The sequence below is a fragment of the Alteromonas sp. 4NS20-0143 genome (assembly GCF_057542855.1).
Genome location: NZ_BAAJLR010000002.1, coordinates 224,250 through 242,930, shown reverse-complemented (window position 1 = coordinate 242,930; position 18,681 = coordinate 224,250). Strand labels below are relative to the sequence as shown.

Sequence of the window (18,681 nt, the reverse complement as noted above, 5' to 3'; positions counted from 1 at the left end):
ATACCTTGCTGAGTAATATCGTACGTTTTGCAAAGAATATCGTCGTCTCGCTGTTGGCTATCCTTATCTGTTTTGGCGTGCTCGATTTCCTGTGGCTAGGCATTATTGCCGATAGCTGGTATCAAACCGAAATGGCGCCGTTGCTACGCTCGCAATTTATTACGTGGCCGTGGCTAATATTTTATCTTATGTACGGCTGTGTTGTATTTGTATTGGCAGTGGTAGCAAACCGCGATAAGTCACTATTGTACGCAGGCATTGACGGTGCATTACTTGGGCTTGCCAGCTATGGCGCTTACAACCTCACGGCGTACAGTATTATCGAAGGGTTCACCTTGTTTATCATGCTGATAGATTGGGCATGGGGAACATTCCTAACCAGCGCTAGCGCGATGGCAGGCTGGTTAGGGTTCAAGGCAGTGCTACGGAAATAGCTGTTTTACGGAAATGAATAGCGGATGATGCGTTTTAGCACGCTGGCATACTGCTTAAAAAATCCGCCCGTGTTGTAATGCATACCGTGCTCTTTGAAAATGGCCTGTACCCGAGGAGCCATTTCTTTGTAGCGGCGGGCCGGAATATCTGGAAACAAATGGTGCTCTATCTGAAAGCTCAAGTGACCGGTAAGTACGTGAAATAACGTACCGCCTTTTATGTTGGACGAACCAAGCCCTTGTCGGTAATACCATTGACCTTGGGTTTCATCAACACAGTCTTCAGCACTAAAGGTTTGCACATCCCCCGTAAAATGCCCGCAGAAGATGATGGTAGACGTCCATAAGTTCCTCAGTAAGTTAGCCACCAAGTTGCCGGTGAAAACGTAAAGAAAGAATGGGCCGGCTAGTAAAGGAAATAACACGTAGTCTTTAACTAATTGACGGGCTCCTTTACTAAAAAAGCGACGCTTTAACTCAGCATGTGACAGTTGATTTTTGCGGTTATCTTTTTTCTTACCAAAAAATACGCGCTCTGCCGCCATCTCATGATACGACACTCCCCATTGAAACATGACGCTAAGCATTACGTAGATAATAAACTGCCACAGGTTTTTTACTCGCCAGCGAAAGTCATTCGACAAACGCAGCAAGCCATAACCAAAGTCTCTGTCTTTGCCAATAATATTGGTATAGGTGTGGTGTTCGTAATTATGCACACGATTCCAGCTAGAGCCGTCACAGGCAATGTCCCACTCATAGGCTTTGGAGTTGATGTGCTTATCGTTCATCCAGTCGTACTGACCGTGCATAACATTGTGACCAATTTCCATATTATCTAAAATTTTAGCCGTTGCTAAACTCAGCACACCTATTACCCAAAGTAGAGGTTGTATAAACCCTAACATAAGCAGTATTCTGCCTGTCCACTCACACCCACGCTGGGCCAATATTACCCGTCTAATGTAGGCTGCATCTTCACTGCCAATTTTACTTTTCACGTCGGTTTTAATGGCATCAAGCTGAGTAGCAAGTTTGGTATAGTCAGGTGTTTTTTTAGTGCCAACATCGATATCTTTTGATGAATGTTGTGAAGTCTGTTCGTTAGCATTTTCTCCACTATTTGAGCGGTTGCTTGAACCTTTAGAGACTTGTCCCTCATTAACGATACTTTTATCAACCGTGCTTGTATCTACGGTGTTTGTATTCAATGTCGTAATCATGCTTGAAGCTCCAAATCGGTAACGGCTTGAGATACACAAAGTTGAATTAGCTGCTCTGCGTTATCTGATAGCGCGCCGGTTCGTGTATCTCGAACCACGCCACGTTTTTTTACGCACTGGCATTGGTGACAAATACCCATGCCGCATCCGTAGGTAACAGGTCGGTTAGCTTGCTGAAGTTGTGTTAATAGGGTTTGCTGGTTATCTACAGAAAGAGAGCTTCCGTTATGGCTTAAAGAGAAAAAGGCTTTTTCACCACTGGTTTGCGCAGTTGCCACGGGAAATGCTGCAAAATGTTCGCTATCTAATGCCACATCATTAGCAGGGGGAAGATTCGCATGTGTATTTGCCACTTCATCATAGAGAGACTGCGGGCCGCATACCATCCAGTGTGCATCAGTGTGGCTAGCCAAACGCTGCTCTAACCCGCCATCTTTTTGGCGACACAGTAATTCATAGGTGAAGTCAGTATTTAGGCGCTTATATTCAGCAAGCTCTTGTGTGAGTAGATGCTCATTCTCTTTAGCAAAATACAGTAAGTGAACAGGCCGACTTTGCAGAATATCGCTACTTGCACTGTTAAGATCTTCTAGCATAGCGATGAAAGGCGTAATGCCTGAGCCGCCAGCTATCATTACAATGGGTTTGATTTGCTCAGGTGCTGCTTGTTCTAATGAAGAGGTTTCAAGCTTATCTAAAAGCGCTGCCTTTGGCATAACAAAGTTGCCCATGGGTGCAGAAATATTCACTGACGCTTTTGACGCCGTTTTTGAAGCCTTTTTTGATGCCGTTTTTGATAAGAGGGCGCTCAAATATGGCGTTAGCGCACCGTCTTTCTTAACCCGTATCACCAATCGAATAGTGCCATCATCCTGACGGCTCTTTTGGCCGCTGGCGATGGTAAATACACGAGTGACTAACTTGCCGTTTACTTCTATGGTAAGCGCAATATGTTGACCAGCCGTGTGTTTTGGCCAGCGCTTTTGCGGTGAGAGAACAAGCTGAACGGTTGTGGCATTTAGCGTAGATACCGATTTTACACGGGCTTGATAATACCCGTCCCGCCATGATGGATTCACCATTTGAAAAACCGTTTCCCAATATCCTGCCCACGTAGCGTGGTGGAAGAAAATGGCTGCGGCCTTATTTATTAATGCTTTCACTGCGATGTTTACTCTTTGCTCTTGTATTAGCTTTTGTATTAGCTCTCTGGGAGCCTTCAAAAACAGGTACGGTTAGCGTTTTTACTATCACCAAAGATATGTACAGTCTTTGGCTTACACTTGTACGCTCAATCAGCGCACAAGTGTAAGCTTAAAAAAATAAAAAGCAAGAGGGCGATTATTAAATGTTCAAACACGACAAGCGCAATTAAGACAAAAAGGGCTGGTAAAATAGGCTGTCTAAATTGAGTCTTATTTACTGCAGCCTCTATCAAAATTGCTCTAAATTCGGTAGTATCCGCGGTCTTAATTTTTAATTAATAAGCGGACTATGTTTGAAATTAACCCGGTTACTAATGCGATAAAAGATATCCGCGAGCGCACCGACGCGCTTAGGGGGTATCTTTGACTTTGATGCGAAGTCAGAGCGTTTAGAAGAAGTAAGTCGAGAACTTGAAAACCCAGATGTGTGGAATGAACCAGACAGAGCGCAAGCACTGGGGAAAGAAAAGGTAGCCTTAGAGCAAATTGTGGAAACCATTCACAATTTAGACCAAGGCACCGAAGATGTTGAAGGTTTGGTTGAACTTGCCGTAGAAGCCGAAGACGAAGAGACATTCGAAGAAGCGCAAAATGAACTGAATAGTTTAATTGAGGCGCTAGAGAAACTTGAATTTCGCCGTATGTTTTCTGGGCCAAACGATGCCAACGATTGCTACATTGATATTCAATCTGGTTCGGGCGGTACGGAAGCTCAGGATTGGGCGAATATGCTGCTGCGCATGTATCTTCGCTGGGGTGAAGCTCACGGTTTTAAAACCGAACTTATCGAAGTATCAGACGGTGATGTTGCCGGCATAAAGAGTGCGACATTACGCATTCAAGGTGAGTATGCCTTTGGCTGGCTGCGTACCGAAACAGGTGTTCATCGCCTTGTTCGAAAGTCACCATTTGACTCTGGCAATAGAAGACACACCTCGTTTTCTTCGGCGTTTGTATACCCTGAAGTTGACGACGATATTGATATCGATATCAATCCTTCCGATTTGCGTATTGACACCTATCGAGCCTCGGGTGCCGGTGGACAGCACGTAAACCGAACGGACTCCGCTGTGCGTATCACCCATGAGCCCACCGGAATTGTGGTGCAGTGCCAGAACGATCGCTCGCAGCACAAAAACAAAGATCAAGCCATGAAGCAGTTGAAGGCTAAACTCTATGAGTTTGAACTGCAAAAGCAAAACGTTGAAAAACAAGCGATGGAAGACAGTAAGTCAGATATCGGGTGGGGGAGCCAAATACGGTCTTACGTATTAGACGACTCTCGCATAAAAGATTTGCGTACTGGCGTTGAAACACGCAACACCCAGGTTGTCCTTGATGGCGATTTGGATAAATTCATTGTAGCTAGCCTGAAATCTGGGCTGTAGACCGAACAACGAAGTGAAAGGTTATGACTGACCAACAAACTGACGATAACAAATTGATTGCAGAGCGCCGTGCCAAGTTAAGCGCTATTCGTGAGCAGTGCCGTGCAAACGGTTTCCCTAACAGCTTCCGTCGCGAAAATTACGCCGACGAATTACAAGCTAAGTTCGGTGAATTCGATAAAGAAACGCTGCAAGAGCAGGGTAATAAAGTAAGCATTGCCGGACGTATAATGGCAAAACGCGGTCCATTTATGTTGCTTCAAGACATGACTGGACGTATTCAGGCCTATGCTGACAAAGATACGCAGAAAGTGCTTAAAGCCAAATACGGTGCGTTAGATATTGGCGATATTATTGGTGTTGCCGGTGATTTGCACAAATCTGGTAAAGGCGACTTATACGTTAACATGGCCGAATACGAACTGCTGACTAAAGCACTGCGCCCATTGCCTGAGAAGTTTCATGGCTTAAGCGATCAGGAAACTAAGTATCGTCAGCGCTATGTGGATTTGATCACCAGTGAACAAACCCGTAAAACCTTTATGATCCGCAGCAAAATTGTGAATGGTATTCGCAATTATCTCACTAAGCGTGACTACTTAGAAGTAGAAACCCCAATGCTGCAGGTTATTCCAGGCGGCGCTACTGCGAAGCCTTTCGTTACGCACCACAATGCATTAGACATTGATATGTATTTGCGCATCGCCCCTGAGCTTTACCTAAAACGCTTGGTTGTAGGTGGGTTTGAACGTGTGTTCGAAATTAACCGCAACTTCCGCAACGAAGGTTTATCAACTCGTCACAATCCAGAGTTTACTATGCTTGAATTTTATCAAGCCTACGCTGATTACAACGATTTGATGAATCTTACCGAAGATATGCTTCGCACCCTGGCAGAAGATATCCTTGGCACGAGCATTATTACCAATACCACAAAAGACACTGATGGCAACGTAACCAGTGAAGTTCAGTACGACTTTGGCCAGCCTTTTGAGCGTTTAAGCATGGGCGATGCCATTTTGAAATATTGGCCAGAGGCCAATGAAGCCGCAATCCGCGACCCAGAAGCGAACCTCGATGCGCTGAAAGCCATGGCAAAGCAGCTTCATATTAAAGAGCCTGAGGTAGATGGTATTTGGGGTGCAGGTAAATACTTGTGTGAAATTTTTGAAGCCACTGCAGAAGAGAAACTAGAACAACCGACGTTTATTACCGAATATCCGTGGGAAGTATCTCCGCTAGCGCGTCGCAACGACAATAACCCGTTTATTACTGACCGCTTTGAGTTCTTCGTTGGCGGTCGTGAATTGGCCAACGGCTTTAGTGAGCTTAACGACCCAGAAGATCAAGCGGAACGTTTTGCTAAGCAAGTGGTAGAGAAAGACGCTGGCGACGATGAAGCTATGCATTTTGATGACGATTACATCCGCGCCCTTGAGTATGGCTTACCGCCTACAGCGGGTGAAGGTATTGGCATCGACAGATTAGCAATGTTGTTTACCGACAGCTCAACTATTAAAGATGTTATTTTATTCCCTCACATGAAGCCTCAAGCAGGCAACGACGCTGAGGCAAAAGGCTCAGAAGCGCCTGAAGCCAAGTAACTAGCTAAAAACGAAGCGCTTTTACGCGCTCAACAAGAAGGGTATTGGTGGGAACGCTAATACCCTTTTTCTTTGCCATAGACACAATATAGCCGTTGATCGCGTCTATCTCAGTTTCACGTTTATACTGTACATCTTGATGCATACTGGAAAAATTATTTCCCGTCGCCTTTGCTACCTGCATTATCTTGTCTTTAACTTCACTAAGGTCAAAGTGCTCACCGCAAGCCTCAGCCACTGCTACAAATTCTTGGCAAATATCGTGTATCAGTTCGCTGTAGCTCTCATCACAAATAGCAAGGTTTGGGACATTATTAAGCGCAGTTAGTGGGTTTATGACTGCGTTTACTGCAAGCTTGCTCCAAAGGGCGTGTAGGATGTCGTTGGAGAGTGCCACTGGTGGCAACGTCTTATTCAGTAATGTATAGGCTCTCACCAGCTGTCTGCTTTCATACTCTGATTTTAAAAACGGGTCTGCTTTTGATAGCTTGCCGGTTTTCCCTAAACTGTCTGTTTTCAATAGAATGTCAGCATTGAATGAGTCGGCTAGCGCACATAAGTTAGGGTGTTTTATACTGCCTAGCGTAGTACTTCCCAAGCCCGTATACATAAGCTGTTGCTGTGCATCGTTTATCTGCTTTTTCAACGCACCGTGGCTCGTTGTCGCTAATAACAGTGGATAGTCATCACCTAGTAAAGTCCGCGCTATTTCGTGTCCGCCCATGCCATTTTGTAGCAATACGATAACCGGTTTGGCGTGTAAAAAGGGTAGCCATTGGCGAAGAGCCGATTCCAGTTGATACACTTTAAGCGGAAATATTAGCACATGGTCGGCATCAATTTCTGTGGGTGATGCAATAGCGCCTTGTAGGGGAAAAGAGTGCCCATCAAGCCATGTTGCTTCGTTTGGAATGCTAGACTTGTTTGGAATGCTAAAAGGTATAGCGTGTGTTGGTTTATCACAACGCTTGGTAGCTTCATTGCGGTGCGAAGACGAAAAAAAACGAGGGTAGCGAGTATAAGTCACCTTATGCTTCTCAGCGCCCGCCGCCAAAAGACTCCCAATGGCACCACTGCCCACAATATGTAAGTGCGTCATATCAGTTAGGTTGTCCGGCCGCGCTAGGGGCACTCTCATGAGTGTAGCGAGAGGGCAGTGCCGGCCATGCAAAATTCTCGGGGTTTGCGACAGTCAAAAGCCACTGCTTAACGGTTTCGTCATTAAATTCATCGCCCTCTAATAGAGGCGCAGTAAAGGTCAATGTGCCGCTTTTCAAAGGTAATGAAAGCATAAAGGCGTGCAAATACAATCGATCGGCACTGCTACCGCCGTAAAGTGAATCCCCTAAAATAGGTGCGCCTATGCTTTTTAAAGCAACTCTAATTTGGTGAGTCTTACCAGAATGGGGCTTTAATAAAAACCCGCGGATCCCTTGTTTTGCCGACTGGCTAAAGAATTGAGTGATGGCAGGGTTGTCAGTGGTTTTTAACAAAATATGTTGACCACCTCGTCGGTTTTTCATGTCGCCGATGATTAAGCCCTGCTTTTTCTTAGGCTTTTTATCACTGAGCGCTAAGTAGTACTTACTTACCTGGCGAGTCTCGAATAGCAAACCAATTTCTGCTGCCAAATGCTCATTTTCAGTAAGGCATAAACAGCCTGAAGTGCCGGTGTCTAAGCGGTGGCATAAAAATAATTGAGGTACATTCAACTGCCGTTTTAATAACTCGACTATACCCAACTCCGGTTCAAGCTCTGAACTAAGTTCTGCATCGAGTTCTGTTCCATGCTCGCTATGCGTAGGTGACCTAGTATGCATGGCAATGCCAACGGGCTTATTGACAACAATAATCCCGTTGTTTTGATAAATAATAGGAATGTGCTGCACTACCTAGCTTCACTTAACGTCTAGGGTTGCTAGAGCTTCTTCGTAGTCTAATTCGTCCACCGCCTCAATAATTGCTGCACGTTTTTCATCGCTAAGGTTCATGGCATTTAGCCAGTCATCGAGGGTAGTTTGTGAAATAAACTCGCTGGCTTTTAGCGCTGCCACAAGCTGCTTTTCAGCGCGCTCTGCGGCGGCACTATTTGTCACATTATTCGTCGCATTAGTTTGCGTTTCAGATACAGCAGGCTCAGCAGTCACGCTGTCTATCTCGGCAACCGTGTCATTAAGCAATGCAGCAAATTGAGGGTAATAATCGGGTAGCTGTTGCTCGTTTCTAATTGCGCTTTCTATTTGCTTGCTGTCATTGTGAAGTGCGAATAAGCCCAAGTTACCGGTTACACCTTTAAGCGTGTGCATAAGAGAGTAGGCGTCGTCATACTGCTCTTTTTCCATAAGCGCTTGTAAGTTTGCATCTAAATTTCGGTATTCATCTGTAAATTTACCAAGTAGGGTAAATAAGAGTTTTTTGTTCCCGCTTAACTGCGACATTCCAAATTCGAGATCGACTAATGTGGTTGACTTGTCCATGCAAGTATCCTTCTACAACACGTTAAGGCGACGTTATTCCAACGTCGTTGGTCATTGCTTTACTACCATTGAGCGAAACAACATGGCACTGGTTTACATTACCAGAGATGATAGAGCGTATAGTGGTGATAGTGTATTTCAAGATCGCACAAATTAATACAGCCATAGCGTTGCCTGTACAAGTAAAGCATTAAAAATTCTGTTAATCTTCAATGCAAATGCGACGCCCTCCTCCTGTTGTAAAATAATAAAAACACCGCTTTAAAAAGCGCGGTTTATAACGTTGTTAGTTAAAAAGGAAAAAACATGCCGGGTAACCCCTCCTTTCGTATCCTCTGTGCGGCCTTTCTAGTATTAATCAGTAGCGGTTGCCAACGGGTGCAGGTAGAACAACCGCAAGAAGAAAACTCCGTTTCTATTCCTTTTGAGAAGTACACATTGGATAACGGCCTAACCGTCATCCTTCACGAAGATAACTCAGACCCACTTGTGCACGTAGACGTGACTTATCACGTTGGCTCTGCGCGAGAAGAAGTTGGCAAATCAGGATTCGCCCACTTTTTTGAGCACATGATGTTCCAAGGCTCAAAGCACGTTGCCGACGAACAGCATTTTAAGGTTATCACCGAAGCAGGTGGAAACTTAAACGGCACAACAAATACAGACAGAACCAATTATTTTGAGACCGTACCAGCTAATCAATTAGAAAAGGTTTTGTGGCTTGAATCTGATCGCATGGGCTATTTACTTGAAGCGGTAGACCAGAAGAAGTTTGAGAACCAGCGGGAGACCGTCAAAAACGAAAGGGCTCAACGAGTCGATAATCAGCCCTATGGCCTTCGATTTGAGCTAAACGGCGAAGCGCTCTATCCCGAGGGGCACCCTTATTCATGGTTAACAATAGGCTACGTTGAAGATTTAGACCGCGTAGACGTTAACGATTTAAAGGCATTCTTTAAACGTTGGTATGGACCAAACAATGCAGTGCTCACCATTGGCGGCGATATTGATGTGGCCAAAACAAAAGCACTTATCCAGCAGTATTTTGGCGATATACCCGCAGGGCCAGAGGTTACGGATGCTAAGCCTCAGCCTGTGACGCTTGATGAAACGCGTTACTTAACCTTAGAAGACAAAGTACATTTGCCCCTGCTGCAAATAACGTACCCCACGGTATATGCCCGCCACGTTGATGAAGCACCCTTAGATGTGTTGGCCAATATTCTTGGCGGTGGTAAAACGTCGTTGTTTTATAAGAACTTGGTAAAGCAAGGAATGGCGGTGCAGGCCGCTGTGTCTCACCCCTGTCGCGAGCTAGCCTGTGAGTTTCAGCTATTGGCATTGGCCAATCCTGCTAAAGTGACGTCGCTAGCGACACTTCAACAAGCGCTCAACGATACATTAAAAGAATTTGAAACCCGAGGGGTTACCGCCGATGACCTTGCCAGAACGAAAGGTCAGCTAGAATCTAGGACGGTATTTGGGCTTCAAAGCGTTTCAGGTAAAGTCTCTGCGCTTGCAGCAAATGAAACCTACTACAACACGCCCGACCTCATTGCAGAAGACATTGCGCGATACAATTCGGTTACCGCTAGCGACATTATGCGTGTATACAACGACTATATTAAAGACGCCAACAGCGTTGTATTAAGTGTTGTGCCAAATGGCAGCCCTCAGCTTGCTGCAGCAGAGCCCACTTTCGAGCGACCCACGCGCACACTGCCCGATGACCAATTACAATCTGAGCATCAATCAGCCTCTGATAAGCACAAAGGTGACAATGAGTCGTTCGCTAGCGCAGCGTCAACGTTTGATAGAAGCATTATGCCAAGTGCTGGGCCTGCGCCGGTTTCTAAAGTGCCAGACTATTGGGAACGTTCGCTACGTAATGATATTAAGGTACTTGGCGTAACCAGTAATGAAACGCCCACGGTAACCATAACCTTAGGTATGGACGGTGGTATGTTGCTAGACCCAGAAGGCAAAGCAGGCACCGCTTACCTTACGGCGCTATTGATGAACGAGACCACGAAAAACTACAGTAATGAAGACTTAGCAAACGAACTTGCAAAGCTAGGCAGTTCAATTGGCTTTAGCACTGGTGGAAGGTTTACTCAGATGTCGGTGTCTACCTTGACGAAAAATATTAAACCCACGCTGGCGTTGATGGAAGAGAAACTGTTTAACCCTGCTTTTACTGAAGCAGATTTCTCGCGCATGAAAGAACGAGTTCTGCAGGGCTTGCAGCAGCAAGCAAAAACGCCCTCTAGCCTAGCGCAGAGAGCCAAAGACTTAATTTTGTTTGGGGAAGAAAATCGAGTAAGTTTGCCTGATGGAGGCACTATAGCGTCGGTAAACAATATTACTTTGGATGATGTAAAAGCATTTTATGAGCGCTTTTATTCACCCGCAAAGGCCAGCATTGTTGTTGTGGGTAACCTAACCCCAGAGCAGACCATAGAAGCGCTTGGCTTTTTAAATAACTGGGAAGGGCAAGACTATGATTTTGTCGATTACCATGAATTTCCTCAGTATCAAGAAAAAAACCTGTATGTAGTAAACAGTCCTGATGCGGTGCAGTCGGTGGTGTATATTGTGGATAGAGGTTTACCCTTTGATGCCACAGGCGAATATTTTAAATCTCGTCTTATGAATTTCCCGCTAGGTGGAGCCTTTAACAGTAGAATCAATTTAAATCTACGAGAAGATAAAGGTATAACCTACGGTGCGAGCACCGGCTTTGTTGGTGGAAAAACCTTAGGTTGGTTTGAAGTGAGCACTGATTTAACCGCAAAGGATACTGCACTGGGCATCAAAGAGATTTTTGCCGAGATAAATGCGTATAAAGAAAATGGCGTGACTGAGTCTGAAATTGAATTTATGCGAAATGCCTTTACATTAAGTGATGCATTGGCATTTGAAACGCCCTCTAGCAAAGCTCGCTTTTTACGACAGTTGCTCAGCTATGACTTGGAAAAAGGATATCGAGACGAGCAGCTCGACATCATTAACCGCATAGATAAAGCTGCTATTAACAGACTAGCAAAACAATATTTGAATGCTGATAAGATGCAAATTATTGTAGTGGGTGATAAAACGAAGATTTTGCCACAGCTGAGCTCATTAAATATACCGATGGTTGAATTATCGGTAGAGGACAACAAGCGAGAAGCGTTAGACTAAACAGCCAACGTATCTTGAATTTACACTATTGCCGCCCATGACTTCTAAACTGGGCGCAATAATGACATCACGGAATACCATTTTGACAGCAGACAACACTTGTTTCGACGCGCGCGTTAAGGCGCTTAAATCGCCAGAATTTTTAGCCTCGTTAAAAGACATAAAGCGTGGTGTAGAGCGAGAGGCGCTTCGAATCAATCCAAACGGTACGTTGGCACAAACGCCACATCCTAAGCCGTTGGGCTCGGCCCTGACTCACGAATCTATCACGACAGACTTTTCTGAGTCTTTGTTAGAGTTTATTACTCCTCCAGAGGCAAGCTCAGCAAAGACCATTGCACAACTTCAAGATATTCACCGCTTTGTTGCAGATAATATTGAAGAAGAGCAAATTTGGCCGCTTAGCATGCCCTGCTTTATTGATGATGAGACGGAAATTCCCATTGCCTATTTTGGCGAGTCTAACGTGGGTAAAATGAAGCGCGTGTATCGTATCGGGCTTAAAAATCGCTACGGTAGTATGATGCAGGCTATCGCGGGTGTTCATTTTAACTTTTCCTTACCAGAGAGCTTTTGGGCACTGTGGGCTAAACAAAATGGAACTTCTCACTCACAAGAGCAAACGTCGGCAGAGTATTTTGGCCTTATTAGAAACTATCGTCGCTTGTGCTGGTTAATTCCTTATTTGTACGGTGCGTCTCCAGCGTTGTGCAGCTCATTCTTAAAAGGCAAGGAGCACAGTCTACCGTTTAAGAAGGTGGGTAAAGGTACTCTGTACATGCCTTACGCCACATCGCTTAGAATGAGCGACTTAGGCTATACCAGCGCAGAACAATCTTCGCTAAAAATTTGCTACAACGAATTGGATAATTACGTTCGTTTGCTGCGCGAAGCGATGAGCACACCTTCCACTCGTTTTGAGCGATTTGCCTCAGGTGAAGGCGGAAATTATCAGCAGCTCAATCACAATATTATTCAAATTGAGAACGAGCTTTATTCTCCTATTCGTCCTAAGCAGCCTACTGAGTCAATGGAGAAGCCCACCGACGCTCTCGTAAGGCGCGGTATTAGTTACATAGAAGTGCGCGCATTAGATGTAAACCCGTTTTCTGCCATAGGCATCTCTGATTCGCAGTTTGATTTTCTTGATGTATTTCTGCTTTCCTGTTTGCTGATGCCCAGTGAAGCGTTAGACGAACAACAGCTTAATGAAGCAAAAGAAAATATGGATCGCGTTGTGTTGGAAGGACGAAACCCGGAGCTAATGCTGACAGAAAACGGCAACGCGGTATCGTTACCTCAATGGAGCGAAAAGCTTTTTGCATACTTTGGTCAAGCGGCCACATTGCTTGATGAAGCGAATAACACAAAACAATACACCAAGGCGGTGAGTGACGAATACGCTAAAATTCAAAACCCCGCTTTAACGCCTTCAGGGAAAATGCTTCAGTCTCTGTTAGATGGTGACAAAGACAATAGTATTTTTGGGTTAGAGTTAGCGCAGAAATACAGCAACGAAATGAAAAGCTTTGACTACACGTTTACCGATAGTGCTGAGTTTGTTAGACAGGGCGAAAGTTCGTTTGACGCACAGCGAGAAATAGAGGCGTCAGATGAAAAAGACTTTGATACCTTTATTACTGACTATTTTGCCGAGCCCCAAGCAAAAAAAAATGCCTGACATAGGTCAGGCATTAAAGGGTTCCAGGGAAACACACATTTTACTAGAACATTAATTAAGACACGCTATGAGCCAAAAGTTCAAAAAATGGGTTGTTTTTTTATCAGCCCTTATCGTTCTTTTTCCGCTGTTAATCGCAGGGTGTGCCACAACACCCCCGAAAAACAGCAGTAACTTGTGTGAAATCTTCTACGAAAAAGAAGATTGGTACGATGCCGCTGCCGATGCGAGGGATAAATGGGGCGTTCCAATTCACATTCCCATGGCGATGATGTACCAAGAGAGCTCATTTAGACACGACGCACTTCCTCCCAGAGACTATGTTTTTTTTGGATTAGTTCCTTGGGGAAGAGTGAGTTCGGCGTATGGTTATTCACAAGCGAAAACGCCTACGTGGGAAGATTACATAAGAGAAACAGATAGCGGTGGCGCAGATCGAGACGACTTTGAAGATGCCATTGATTTTATGGGCTGGTTTATCTACAAATCCCAAAAGGTCAATGGTGTGTCTAAGTGGGATGCTTACGCCCAGTACCTTAATTATCACGAAGGTTGGGGCGGGTATAAGCGTCGCAGCTACGATAGAAAGCCATGGCTTAAAAAGGTGGCATCAAAGGTCAAAGCGCGCTCGTTACGCTATGCCACTCAGCTAAAAACCTGTGAAGAAGATCTTCAGAAAGGTTGGTTTATGAAGCTATTCAGCTAAAGCTACTTCGTAAGGCGTTTGTTCTTGTCACTCTGCGGGCTGTTACACGCTCTTCGAAATTATCATATTAATAAACAGCATATCTCAAAACAAAATCATAAAACATTAGAACAAAAAAAGAGGGGGTAGATTATCTCTACCCCCTCAGCGACGCTAAGCTAAGACCGTTTTTTTGACCCAACGTCGAACAGGCATAACTAATGTATTGCAAATGATAATGATTTGCAATAGCATTTTTATGTATTTTTTGTGACCCTTCTACTTCTTGATGCAGATCAAGATACTCATGCGAAACCATTCATCCTTTTTACGCTGTTGATCTAGATCATAACCACAGCTCTCACACTTCCATACACTCCAACTATAGATTTTTTATTCACGTGCTCGTTTACGTTTTTATTTATGTACTTGTTTGCGTGTTTATTTTACGTACTAATGGAGAGAACAATTATGTTGTGGACAATGATTAAAGATCCGGTAGTGTGGGGTTCGCTGTTAGGTATAGGTATTATTGTTGGAATGATGGTGTACTACACTTATTTGTTCATGCACAACAGCGCGGCTGGAAAATAAAGCTGGTTGCTTTAAACGGCAGAAGCAGTCATACCTCTAGTTTAAAAAGTAGAGTGTAGCTACTGTTTGCCAGCCATTACCGGCACATCAAGCAGTACCAGTAAAGCGGCTTTACCGCCATATTCTAATGGGGCCTGGTGAAACGCTTTAACGTGGGGATGTTGAACCAAGTAATGGGGCAGGGCGGCTTTCAGTACGCCCTGACCAAAGCCATGCATAATACAGGCGCAGTCTACAAGGTCTTTTCTAGCGGCGTAAATGAGCGCGGCAATTTCGTCTTTTGCCATTTCTCTGGTCAGTCCGTGAAGATCTAAATGTAGCTCTGGCGAAAAATCACCTCGTCGCAATTGCTTTAAGACATGGGTGGGCACATCACTGCGGCAATAACGCATCGGGCCTTCTTGTGGCAATACGGCTTGGTACATGTCTGAAAAGTTAAACGACGCAGCAAGTTGTTTACTGTGTTTAAGGTTTTTAGCCGACGACTGCTGTTTCTTTTTAAACAGCTCTACTTGCTTATTTGGCTCTACTTTATCTTGAGCCAGCGGCTTTACGCCAGCCATTGCGTCGGTAAACGAAAAGGTCTCTTCTTGAACAGCAGGCGCGTGCGTACTTTGCTGCTTTTTCAACGCTTTCAATTCTTTTTTAAACACTTTCATAATGAATCTAATCTGCATTGGGCTTTCAAAGAAGCAAGATGCTTCTGTCAAAAGCGAGCGTTAATAAAATACCTTTCGACGCTGCTGCACCCACAGTTAATTATGTGAATTAGCATGAAGTTTGGGTATGATACCAGCTTTCAAAATATTGATGTACCCAAACGCTATGACCGATAAGTTTTACCTAGAAGAAGCCATTGACGATCTGCACACATTGCTAGATATGACCCGATGGGCAACAAGCCGTTTTAATGACGCTGAACTCTACTTTGGTCACGGCACTGATAATGCGTGGGACGAAGCCACAAGCTTGGTATTGCAAGCCCTTCACCTTCCACACCCAATCTTATCGTCAGTGGGAGAACATATATTGTCTTCTCGCCTTACAAAAAGTGAGCGTGAGAAAATAGCAGAGCTTGTATTAAAGCGCGTACAAACACGCATGCCTTTGCCCTACATTACCAACGAAGCATGGTTTTGCGGTATGCCGTTTTATGTTGACGAACGAGTGCTAATTCCTCGTTCACCCTTTGCTGAGTTAATTCAAAACCACTTCTCGCCATTTGTAGAGAACGAACCGTCGAACATTCTTGATATGTGTACTGGGGGAGCCTGCATTGCAATTGCACTTGCACATGCTTATCCAGAAGCGCAGGTAGATGCGGTGGACATTAGTTCAGACGCACTTGAAGTGGCAGATATCAACATACAAGAGCATGGCCTTAGTCATCGCGTTTATCCCATTCAGTCTGATTTATTCACAAGCCTTGAAGGGCAAAAGTACGACTTAATCATTTCAAACCCGCCGTATGTTGATGCACAAGATATGGCAGACCTCCCAGAAGAGTATCATCATGAGCCAGAACTCGCGCTAGCCGCAGGGGAAGATGGCCTTGATTTGGTCGATACCATGTTGCGTCAGGCCCCTACGTATCTAAACGATGGCGGTTGGCTATTTATCGAAGTGGGCAATAGCGAAGTGCACATGAATGAGAGATTTTCTGGCTTAGAAGTTATTTGGTTAGAGTTTGAAAATGGCGGCCAAGGCATTTTTGCTGTGAATAAAGACACACTGGTTCAGTATTTTAGTAGTAAGGATTAATGGTTAATTATGTCAGGTAACAGCTTCGGGAAACTTTTTACTGTAACCACCTTCGGAGAAAGCCACGGTATTGCCATTGGCGGTGTCGTAGACGGTTGTCCTCCAGGATTGGAAATTACTGAAGAAGACCTTCAGATTGATTTAGACAGAAGAAAGCCGGGAACGTCTCGTTATACCACTGCTCGTAGAGAAGATGATGAGGTACAAATCCTTTCAGGCGTTTTTGAGGGCAAAACAACGGGAACCAGTATTGGCCTGTTAATTAAAAACAAAGACCAACGAAGCCAAGATTACGGCAATATCGCCGACCGGTTTCGTCCTGGCCACGCCGACTATACCTACGATCAAAAATATGGCAGTCGCGATTATCGCGGCGGCGGTCGCTCATCTGCCCGTGAGACAGCTATTCGCGTAGCCGCGGGTGGTATTGCAAAAAAATACCTTAAAGAAGTTCACGGTATCGAAGTGTTGGGTTACCTATCTCAGTTGGGTCCCATTGCCGTAGAGAACGTTGACCATTCTATTACCAATACCAATCCTTTCTTCTGCCCAGATGAAAGCAAGCTAGAAGCCCTCGACGAATACATGCGCGATTTAAAGAAGTCTGGTGACAGTATTGGCGCGAAGGTGTCAGTGGTCGCCAAGAACGTGCCTGTAGGCCTTGGTGAGCCCGTGTTTGACAGACTAGATGCAGAAATTGCTCATGCCATGATGGGTATCAATGCGGTTAAAGGCGTTGAAATTGGTGATGGATTTGACGTTATCAATCAAAAGGGCAGTGAGCATCGCGATACGCTGACGCCTGACGGCTTTGCGTCTAATCATGCCGGTGGCGTACTTGGTGGTATTTCTACGGGGCAAGACGTTGAAGTTCACATGGCATTAAAGCCAACATCGAGTATTTCTGTGCCAGGTACGACCATCAATAAGCAAAACGAAGAAATTGATATTGTGACAAAAGGTCGCCATGATCCCTGCGTTGGCATTCGCGCGGTGCCTATTGCTGAGGCTATGATGGCGCTAGTGTTGATGGACCATCTATTGCGCCACCGCGCACAAAATATGGGCGTTGTATCAACGACAGCCCCGATTTCCGGCAGCCGTTAAACGCTACTGTCTATCGTTTATAACACTTGGCTTCCTGTATTACGTTATTGGCGCCCTAATATCACATTAGTGGCGCCTTTTTATATGGTCGGTGTAAATGGAATTTATACATATGGAGATACGCATTGACGCTTTCTAGCCATTCTTCGGTTACCAGTAAAAAGTCCCTCATTATTTTAGCATTAACCTATTGGCTCTACTTTGGTCAACTTGGTGTGCTTGTTCCCTATTTAGGTATTTTTTTAGACGGTCGAGGCTTTTCGTCGCAGGACATTGGTGAGCTATTTGCTGTTATTACGTTAGCGCGTATTTTAGGCCCTGGACTGTGGGCAGGTGTGGCAGATAAAACGGGTAATGCGGTTGGCATTATGCGACTTGGCTGCTTGCTTACGGTGCTCACCTTTAGCTCGGTGTTTTACTTTTCTAGCTTTTGGGGCCTCACTCTTGCCTTCGGTCTTATGATGATGTTTTGGACTGCTGTATTGCCACAGCTGGAGGTGATCACAATGAACGCAGTCTCTACGAGCTCCGCTAACTACGGGCAAATAAGACTGTGGGGCAGCATCGGTTTTATTTGCTTGACCGTGACTGCGGGTAAAGCCCTTGATATGTTTTCCACCGAAACTCCGGTGTATGTCAGTGTTGGGGTGCTATCGCTACTATTCATCAGTACATTATTCATTACTGCGCCGGCTAAGAAATCAGAAACTGAAAGTGAGCCTGGAAGTATTTGGACGTTCGTTAAGCAAAAACCGTTTGCGGTATTTATTTTTGCCTCTGCATGTCTACAAATTAGCTTTGGTGCTTTCTATGGCTTCTTTGCATTGTACATGCGAGATCTCGGATACTCTGGTCAGCAAACCGGCGTATTTATCGCACTTGGTGTGCTGGCTGAGGTGGGCATATTCTTGGTTGCCAGACATCTTATTAGCCGTTTTGGCGTGTGGAATTTGCTGTTTGCGAGTATCGCGTTGACGGCTCTAAGGTGGTACTTGCTTGCCGACTTTGCTCAACATATATCTGTCATCGTGCTTAGCCAAGTTATTCACGCATTAAGCTTTGGATTGACTCACGCGGTGTCTGTGCACTTTATTCATCAGTATTTACCCGCAGCATTTCACAGCCGCGGGCAAGCAGTGTATATCAGTATTGCCTTTGGTTTAGGGGGCGCGTCTGGTAATTACCTTGCAGGTCAGCAGTGGTCACAAGGCACCAATGCCTATGAAGCCTTTGTGACTGCAGCCGTTTTTGCGGCCGTAGGGGCCCTGTCTCTCTTCTTGTGCTCTAAGAAAGTGATGGATGGTAAAGCACCGCAATAAACCTAATCACCTCACTAAAT

General features: G+C 45.0%; 17 protein-coding genes. 10 read left to right on the top strand and 7 right to left on the bottom strand.

Translation table 11 applies throughout. The annotated features are described in order from the left end of the window. Positions 1–5: 5 nt before the first annotated feature. Entirely contained in the window at positions 6–434 is a 429-nt protein-coding gene (locus AC27HD_RS04795; protein ID WP_487104174.1) for a DUF2177 family protein, read from the top strand. A gap of 5 nt (positions 435–439) precedes the next feature. Here the strand turns inward: AC27HD_RS04795 and AC27HD_RS04790 are convergent, their stop codons facing one another. Then, a complete protein-coding gene (locus tag AC27HD_RS04790) occupies positions 440–1,657 on the bottom strand; it encodes a fatty acid desaturase family protein (protein WP_487104172.1) in 1,218 nt (405 codons plus the stop codon). Further along, a complete protein-coding gene (locus tag AC27HD_RS04785; protein WP_487104694.1) occupies positions 1,654–2,739 on the bottom strand; it encodes a flavin reductase family protein in 1,086 nt (361 codons plus the stop codon). The genes AC27HD_RS04790 and AC27HD_RS04785 overlap by 4 nt, the downstream gene beginning before the upstream one ends. Before the next feature lie 412 nt (positions 2,740–3,151). On the opposite strand from AC27HD_RS04785, the gene prfB reads away from it, so the two are divergent. Both prfB and lysS read left to right on the top strand, forming a co-directional pair. Beyond that, a protein-coding gene (prfB, locus tag AC27HD_RS04780; RefSeq protein ID WP_152561495.1) for a peptide chain release factor 2 occupies positions 3,152–4,250 on the top strand; the annotation gives its coding sequence in 2 pieces (ribosomal slippage) (positions 3,152–3,226 and positions 3,228–4,250; 1,098 coding nt in all). A 23-nt stretch (positions 4,251–4,273) separates the two neighbouring features. Next, the gene (gene lysS, locus AC27HD_RS04775) at positions 4,274–5,854 is read left to right on the top strand and encodes a lysine--tRNA ligase (protein WP_487104170.1); all 1,581 of its coding nucleotides are present in this window, start codon (positions 4,274–4,276) and stop codon (positions 5,852–5,854) included. A gap of 4 nt (positions 5,855–5,858) precedes the next feature. Here lysS and AC27HD_RS04770 read toward each other — a convergent pair whose 3' ends face one another. The 4 genes from AC27HD_RS04770 to AC27HD_RS04755 are packed head-to-tail and all read right to left on the bottom strand — an operon-like array spanning position 5,859 to position 8,497. Next, positions 5,859–6,953 carry a ketopantoate reductase family protein gene (locus AC27HD_RS04770; RefSeq protein WP_487104168.1) on the bottom strand — a complete coding sequence of 365 codons (1,095 nt, stop codon included), beginning with the start codon at positions 6,951–6,953 and terminating at the stop codon, positions 5,859–5,861. A gap of 1 nt (position 6,954) precedes the next feature. Then, positions 6,955–7,743, bottom strand: coding sequence for a pseudouridine synthase (locus tag AC27HD_RS04765; RefSeq protein WP_487104166.1), 789 nt, complete (start codon positions 7,741–7,743; stop codon positions 6,955–6,957). Between the two features lie 9 nt (positions 7,744–7,752). Next, positions 7,753–8,331, bottom strand: a complete 579-nt coding sequence (locus tag AC27HD_RS04760) for an Hpt domain-containing protein (RefSeq protein ID WP_487104164.1) — start codon at positions 8,329–8,331, stop codon at positions 7,753–7,755. 22 nt (positions 8,332–8,353) lie between these two features. Further along, entirely contained in the window at positions 8,354–8,497 is a 144-nt protein-coding gene (locus AC27HD_RS04755) for a hypothetical protein (protein ID WP_487104162.1), read from the bottom strand. 140 nt (positions 8,498–8,637) lie between these two features. Here AC27HD_RS04755 and AC27HD_RS04750 point away from each other — a divergent pair, with 140 nt between their 5' ends. The 4 genes from AC27HD_RS04750 to AC27HD_RS04735 all read left to right on the top strand — a co-directional run bounded on the left by AC27HD_RS04750 (position 8,638) and on the right by AC27HD_RS04735 (position 14,474). Continuing rightward, positions 8,638–11,514, top strand: a complete 2,877-nt coding sequence (locus AC27HD_RS04750) for a M16 family metallopeptidase (protein ID WP_487104160.1) — start codon at positions 8,638–8,640, stop codon at positions 11,512–11,514. 61 nt (positions 11,515–11,575) lie between these two features. After that, complete coding sequence (gene gshA / locus AC27HD_RS04745) at positions 11,576–13,195, top strand: glutamate--cysteine ligase (RefSeq protein ID WP_487104158.1); 1,620 nt, start codon at positions 11,576–11,578, stop codon at positions 13,193–13,195. 67 nt (positions 13,196–13,262) lie between these two features. Further along, a complete protein-coding gene (locus tag AC27HD_RS04740) occupies positions 13,263–13,901 on the top strand; it encodes a transglycosylase SLT domain-containing protein (protein WP_487104156.1) in 639 nt (212 codons plus the stop codon). Between the two features lie 450 nt (positions 13,902–14,351). Beyond that, positions 14,352–14,474, top strand: coding sequence for a DUF3149 domain-containing protein (locus AC27HD_RS04735; RefSeq protein ID WP_152561496.1), 123 nt, complete (start codon positions 14,352–14,354; stop codon positions 14,472–14,474). 59 nt (positions 14,475–14,533) lie between these two features. Here AC27HD_RS04735 and smrB read toward each other — a convergent pair whose 3' ends face one another. Then, on the bottom strand, positions 14,534–15,133 hold the full coding sequence (gene smrB, locus AC27HD_RS04730) for an endonuclease SmrB (RefSeq protein ID WP_081926583.1): 600 nt from the start codon (positions 15,131–15,133) through the stop codon (positions 14,534–14,536). 166 nt (positions 15,134–15,299) lie between these two features. On the opposite strand from smrB, the gene prmB reads away from it, so the two are divergent. The 3 genes from prmB (at position 15,300) to AC27HD_RS04715 (ending at position 18,661) form a co-directional block, all read left to right on the top strand. Next, a complete protein-coding gene (gene prmB, locus AC27HD_RS04725; RefSeq protein WP_487104692.1) occupies positions 15,300–16,235 on the top strand; it encodes a 50S ribosomal protein L3 N(5)-glutamine methyltransferase in 936 nt (311 codons plus the stop codon). A 9-nt stretch (positions 16,236–16,244) separates the two neighbouring features. After that, complete coding sequence (aroC, locus tag AC27HD_RS04720) at positions 16,245–17,342, top strand: chorismate synthase (protein WP_487104154.1); 1,098 nt, start codon at positions 16,245–16,247, stop codon at positions 17,340–17,342. A gap of 125 nt (positions 17,343–17,467) precedes the next feature. Next, positions 17,468–18,661 carry an MFS transporter gene (locus AC27HD_RS04715; protein WP_487104152.1) on the top strand — a complete coding sequence of 398 codons (1,194 nt, stop codon included), beginning with the start codon at positions 17,468–17,470 and terminating at the stop codon, positions 18,659–18,661. Positions 18,662–18,681 lie beyond the last annotated feature (20 nt).

Coding starts and splice junctions, on each gene's coding strand:
- AC27HD_RS04790 (WP_487104172.1), bottom strand. CDS start 1,657: ATGATTACGACATTGAATACAAACACCGTAGATACAAGCACGGTTGAT.
- AC27HD_RS04785 (WP_487104694.1), bottom strand. CDS start 2,739: ATGGTGAATCCATCATGGCGGGACGGGTATTATCAAGCCCGTGTAAAA.
- lysS (WP_487104170.1), top strand. CDS start 4,274: ATGACTGACCAACAAACTGACGATAACAAATTGATTGCAGAGCGCCGT.
- AC27HD_RS04770 (WP_487104168.1), bottom strand. CDS start 6,953: ATGACGCACTTACATATTGTGGGCAGTGGTGCCATTGGGAGTCTTTTG.
- AC27HD_RS04760 (WP_487104164.1), bottom strand. CDS start 8,331: ATGGACAAGTCAACCACATTAGTCGATCTCGAATTTGGAATGTCGCAG.
- AC27HD_RS04755 (WP_487104162.1), bottom strand. CDS start 8,497: ATGGCTGTATTAATTTGTGCGATCTTGAAATACACTATCACCACTATA.
- AC27HD_RS04750 (WP_487104160.1), top strand. CDS start 8,638: ATGCCGGGTAACCCCTCCTTTCGTATCCTCTGTGCGGCCTTTCTAGTA.
- gshA (WP_487104158.1), top strand. CDS start 11,576: ATGACATCACGGAATACCATTTTGACAGCAGACAACACTTGTTTCGAC.
- AC27HD_RS04740 (WP_487104156.1), top strand. CDS start 13,263: ATGAGCCAAAAGTTCAAAAAATGGGTTGTTTTTTTATCAGCCCTTATC.
- AC27HD_RS04735 (WP_152561496.1), top strand. CDS start 14,352: ATGTTGTGGACAATGATTAAAGATCCGGTAGTGTGGGGTTCGCTGTTA.
- smrB (WP_081926583.1), bottom strand. CDS start 15,133: ATGAAAGTGTTTAAAAAAGAATTGAAAGCGTTGAAAAAGCAGCAAAGT.
- prmB (WP_487104692.1), top strand. CDS start 15,300: ATGACCGATAAGTTTTACCTAGAAGAAGCCATTGACGATCTGCACACA.
- aroC (WP_487104154.1), top strand. CDS start 16,245: ATGTCAGGTAACAGCTTCGGGAAACTTTTTACTGTAACCACCTTCGGA.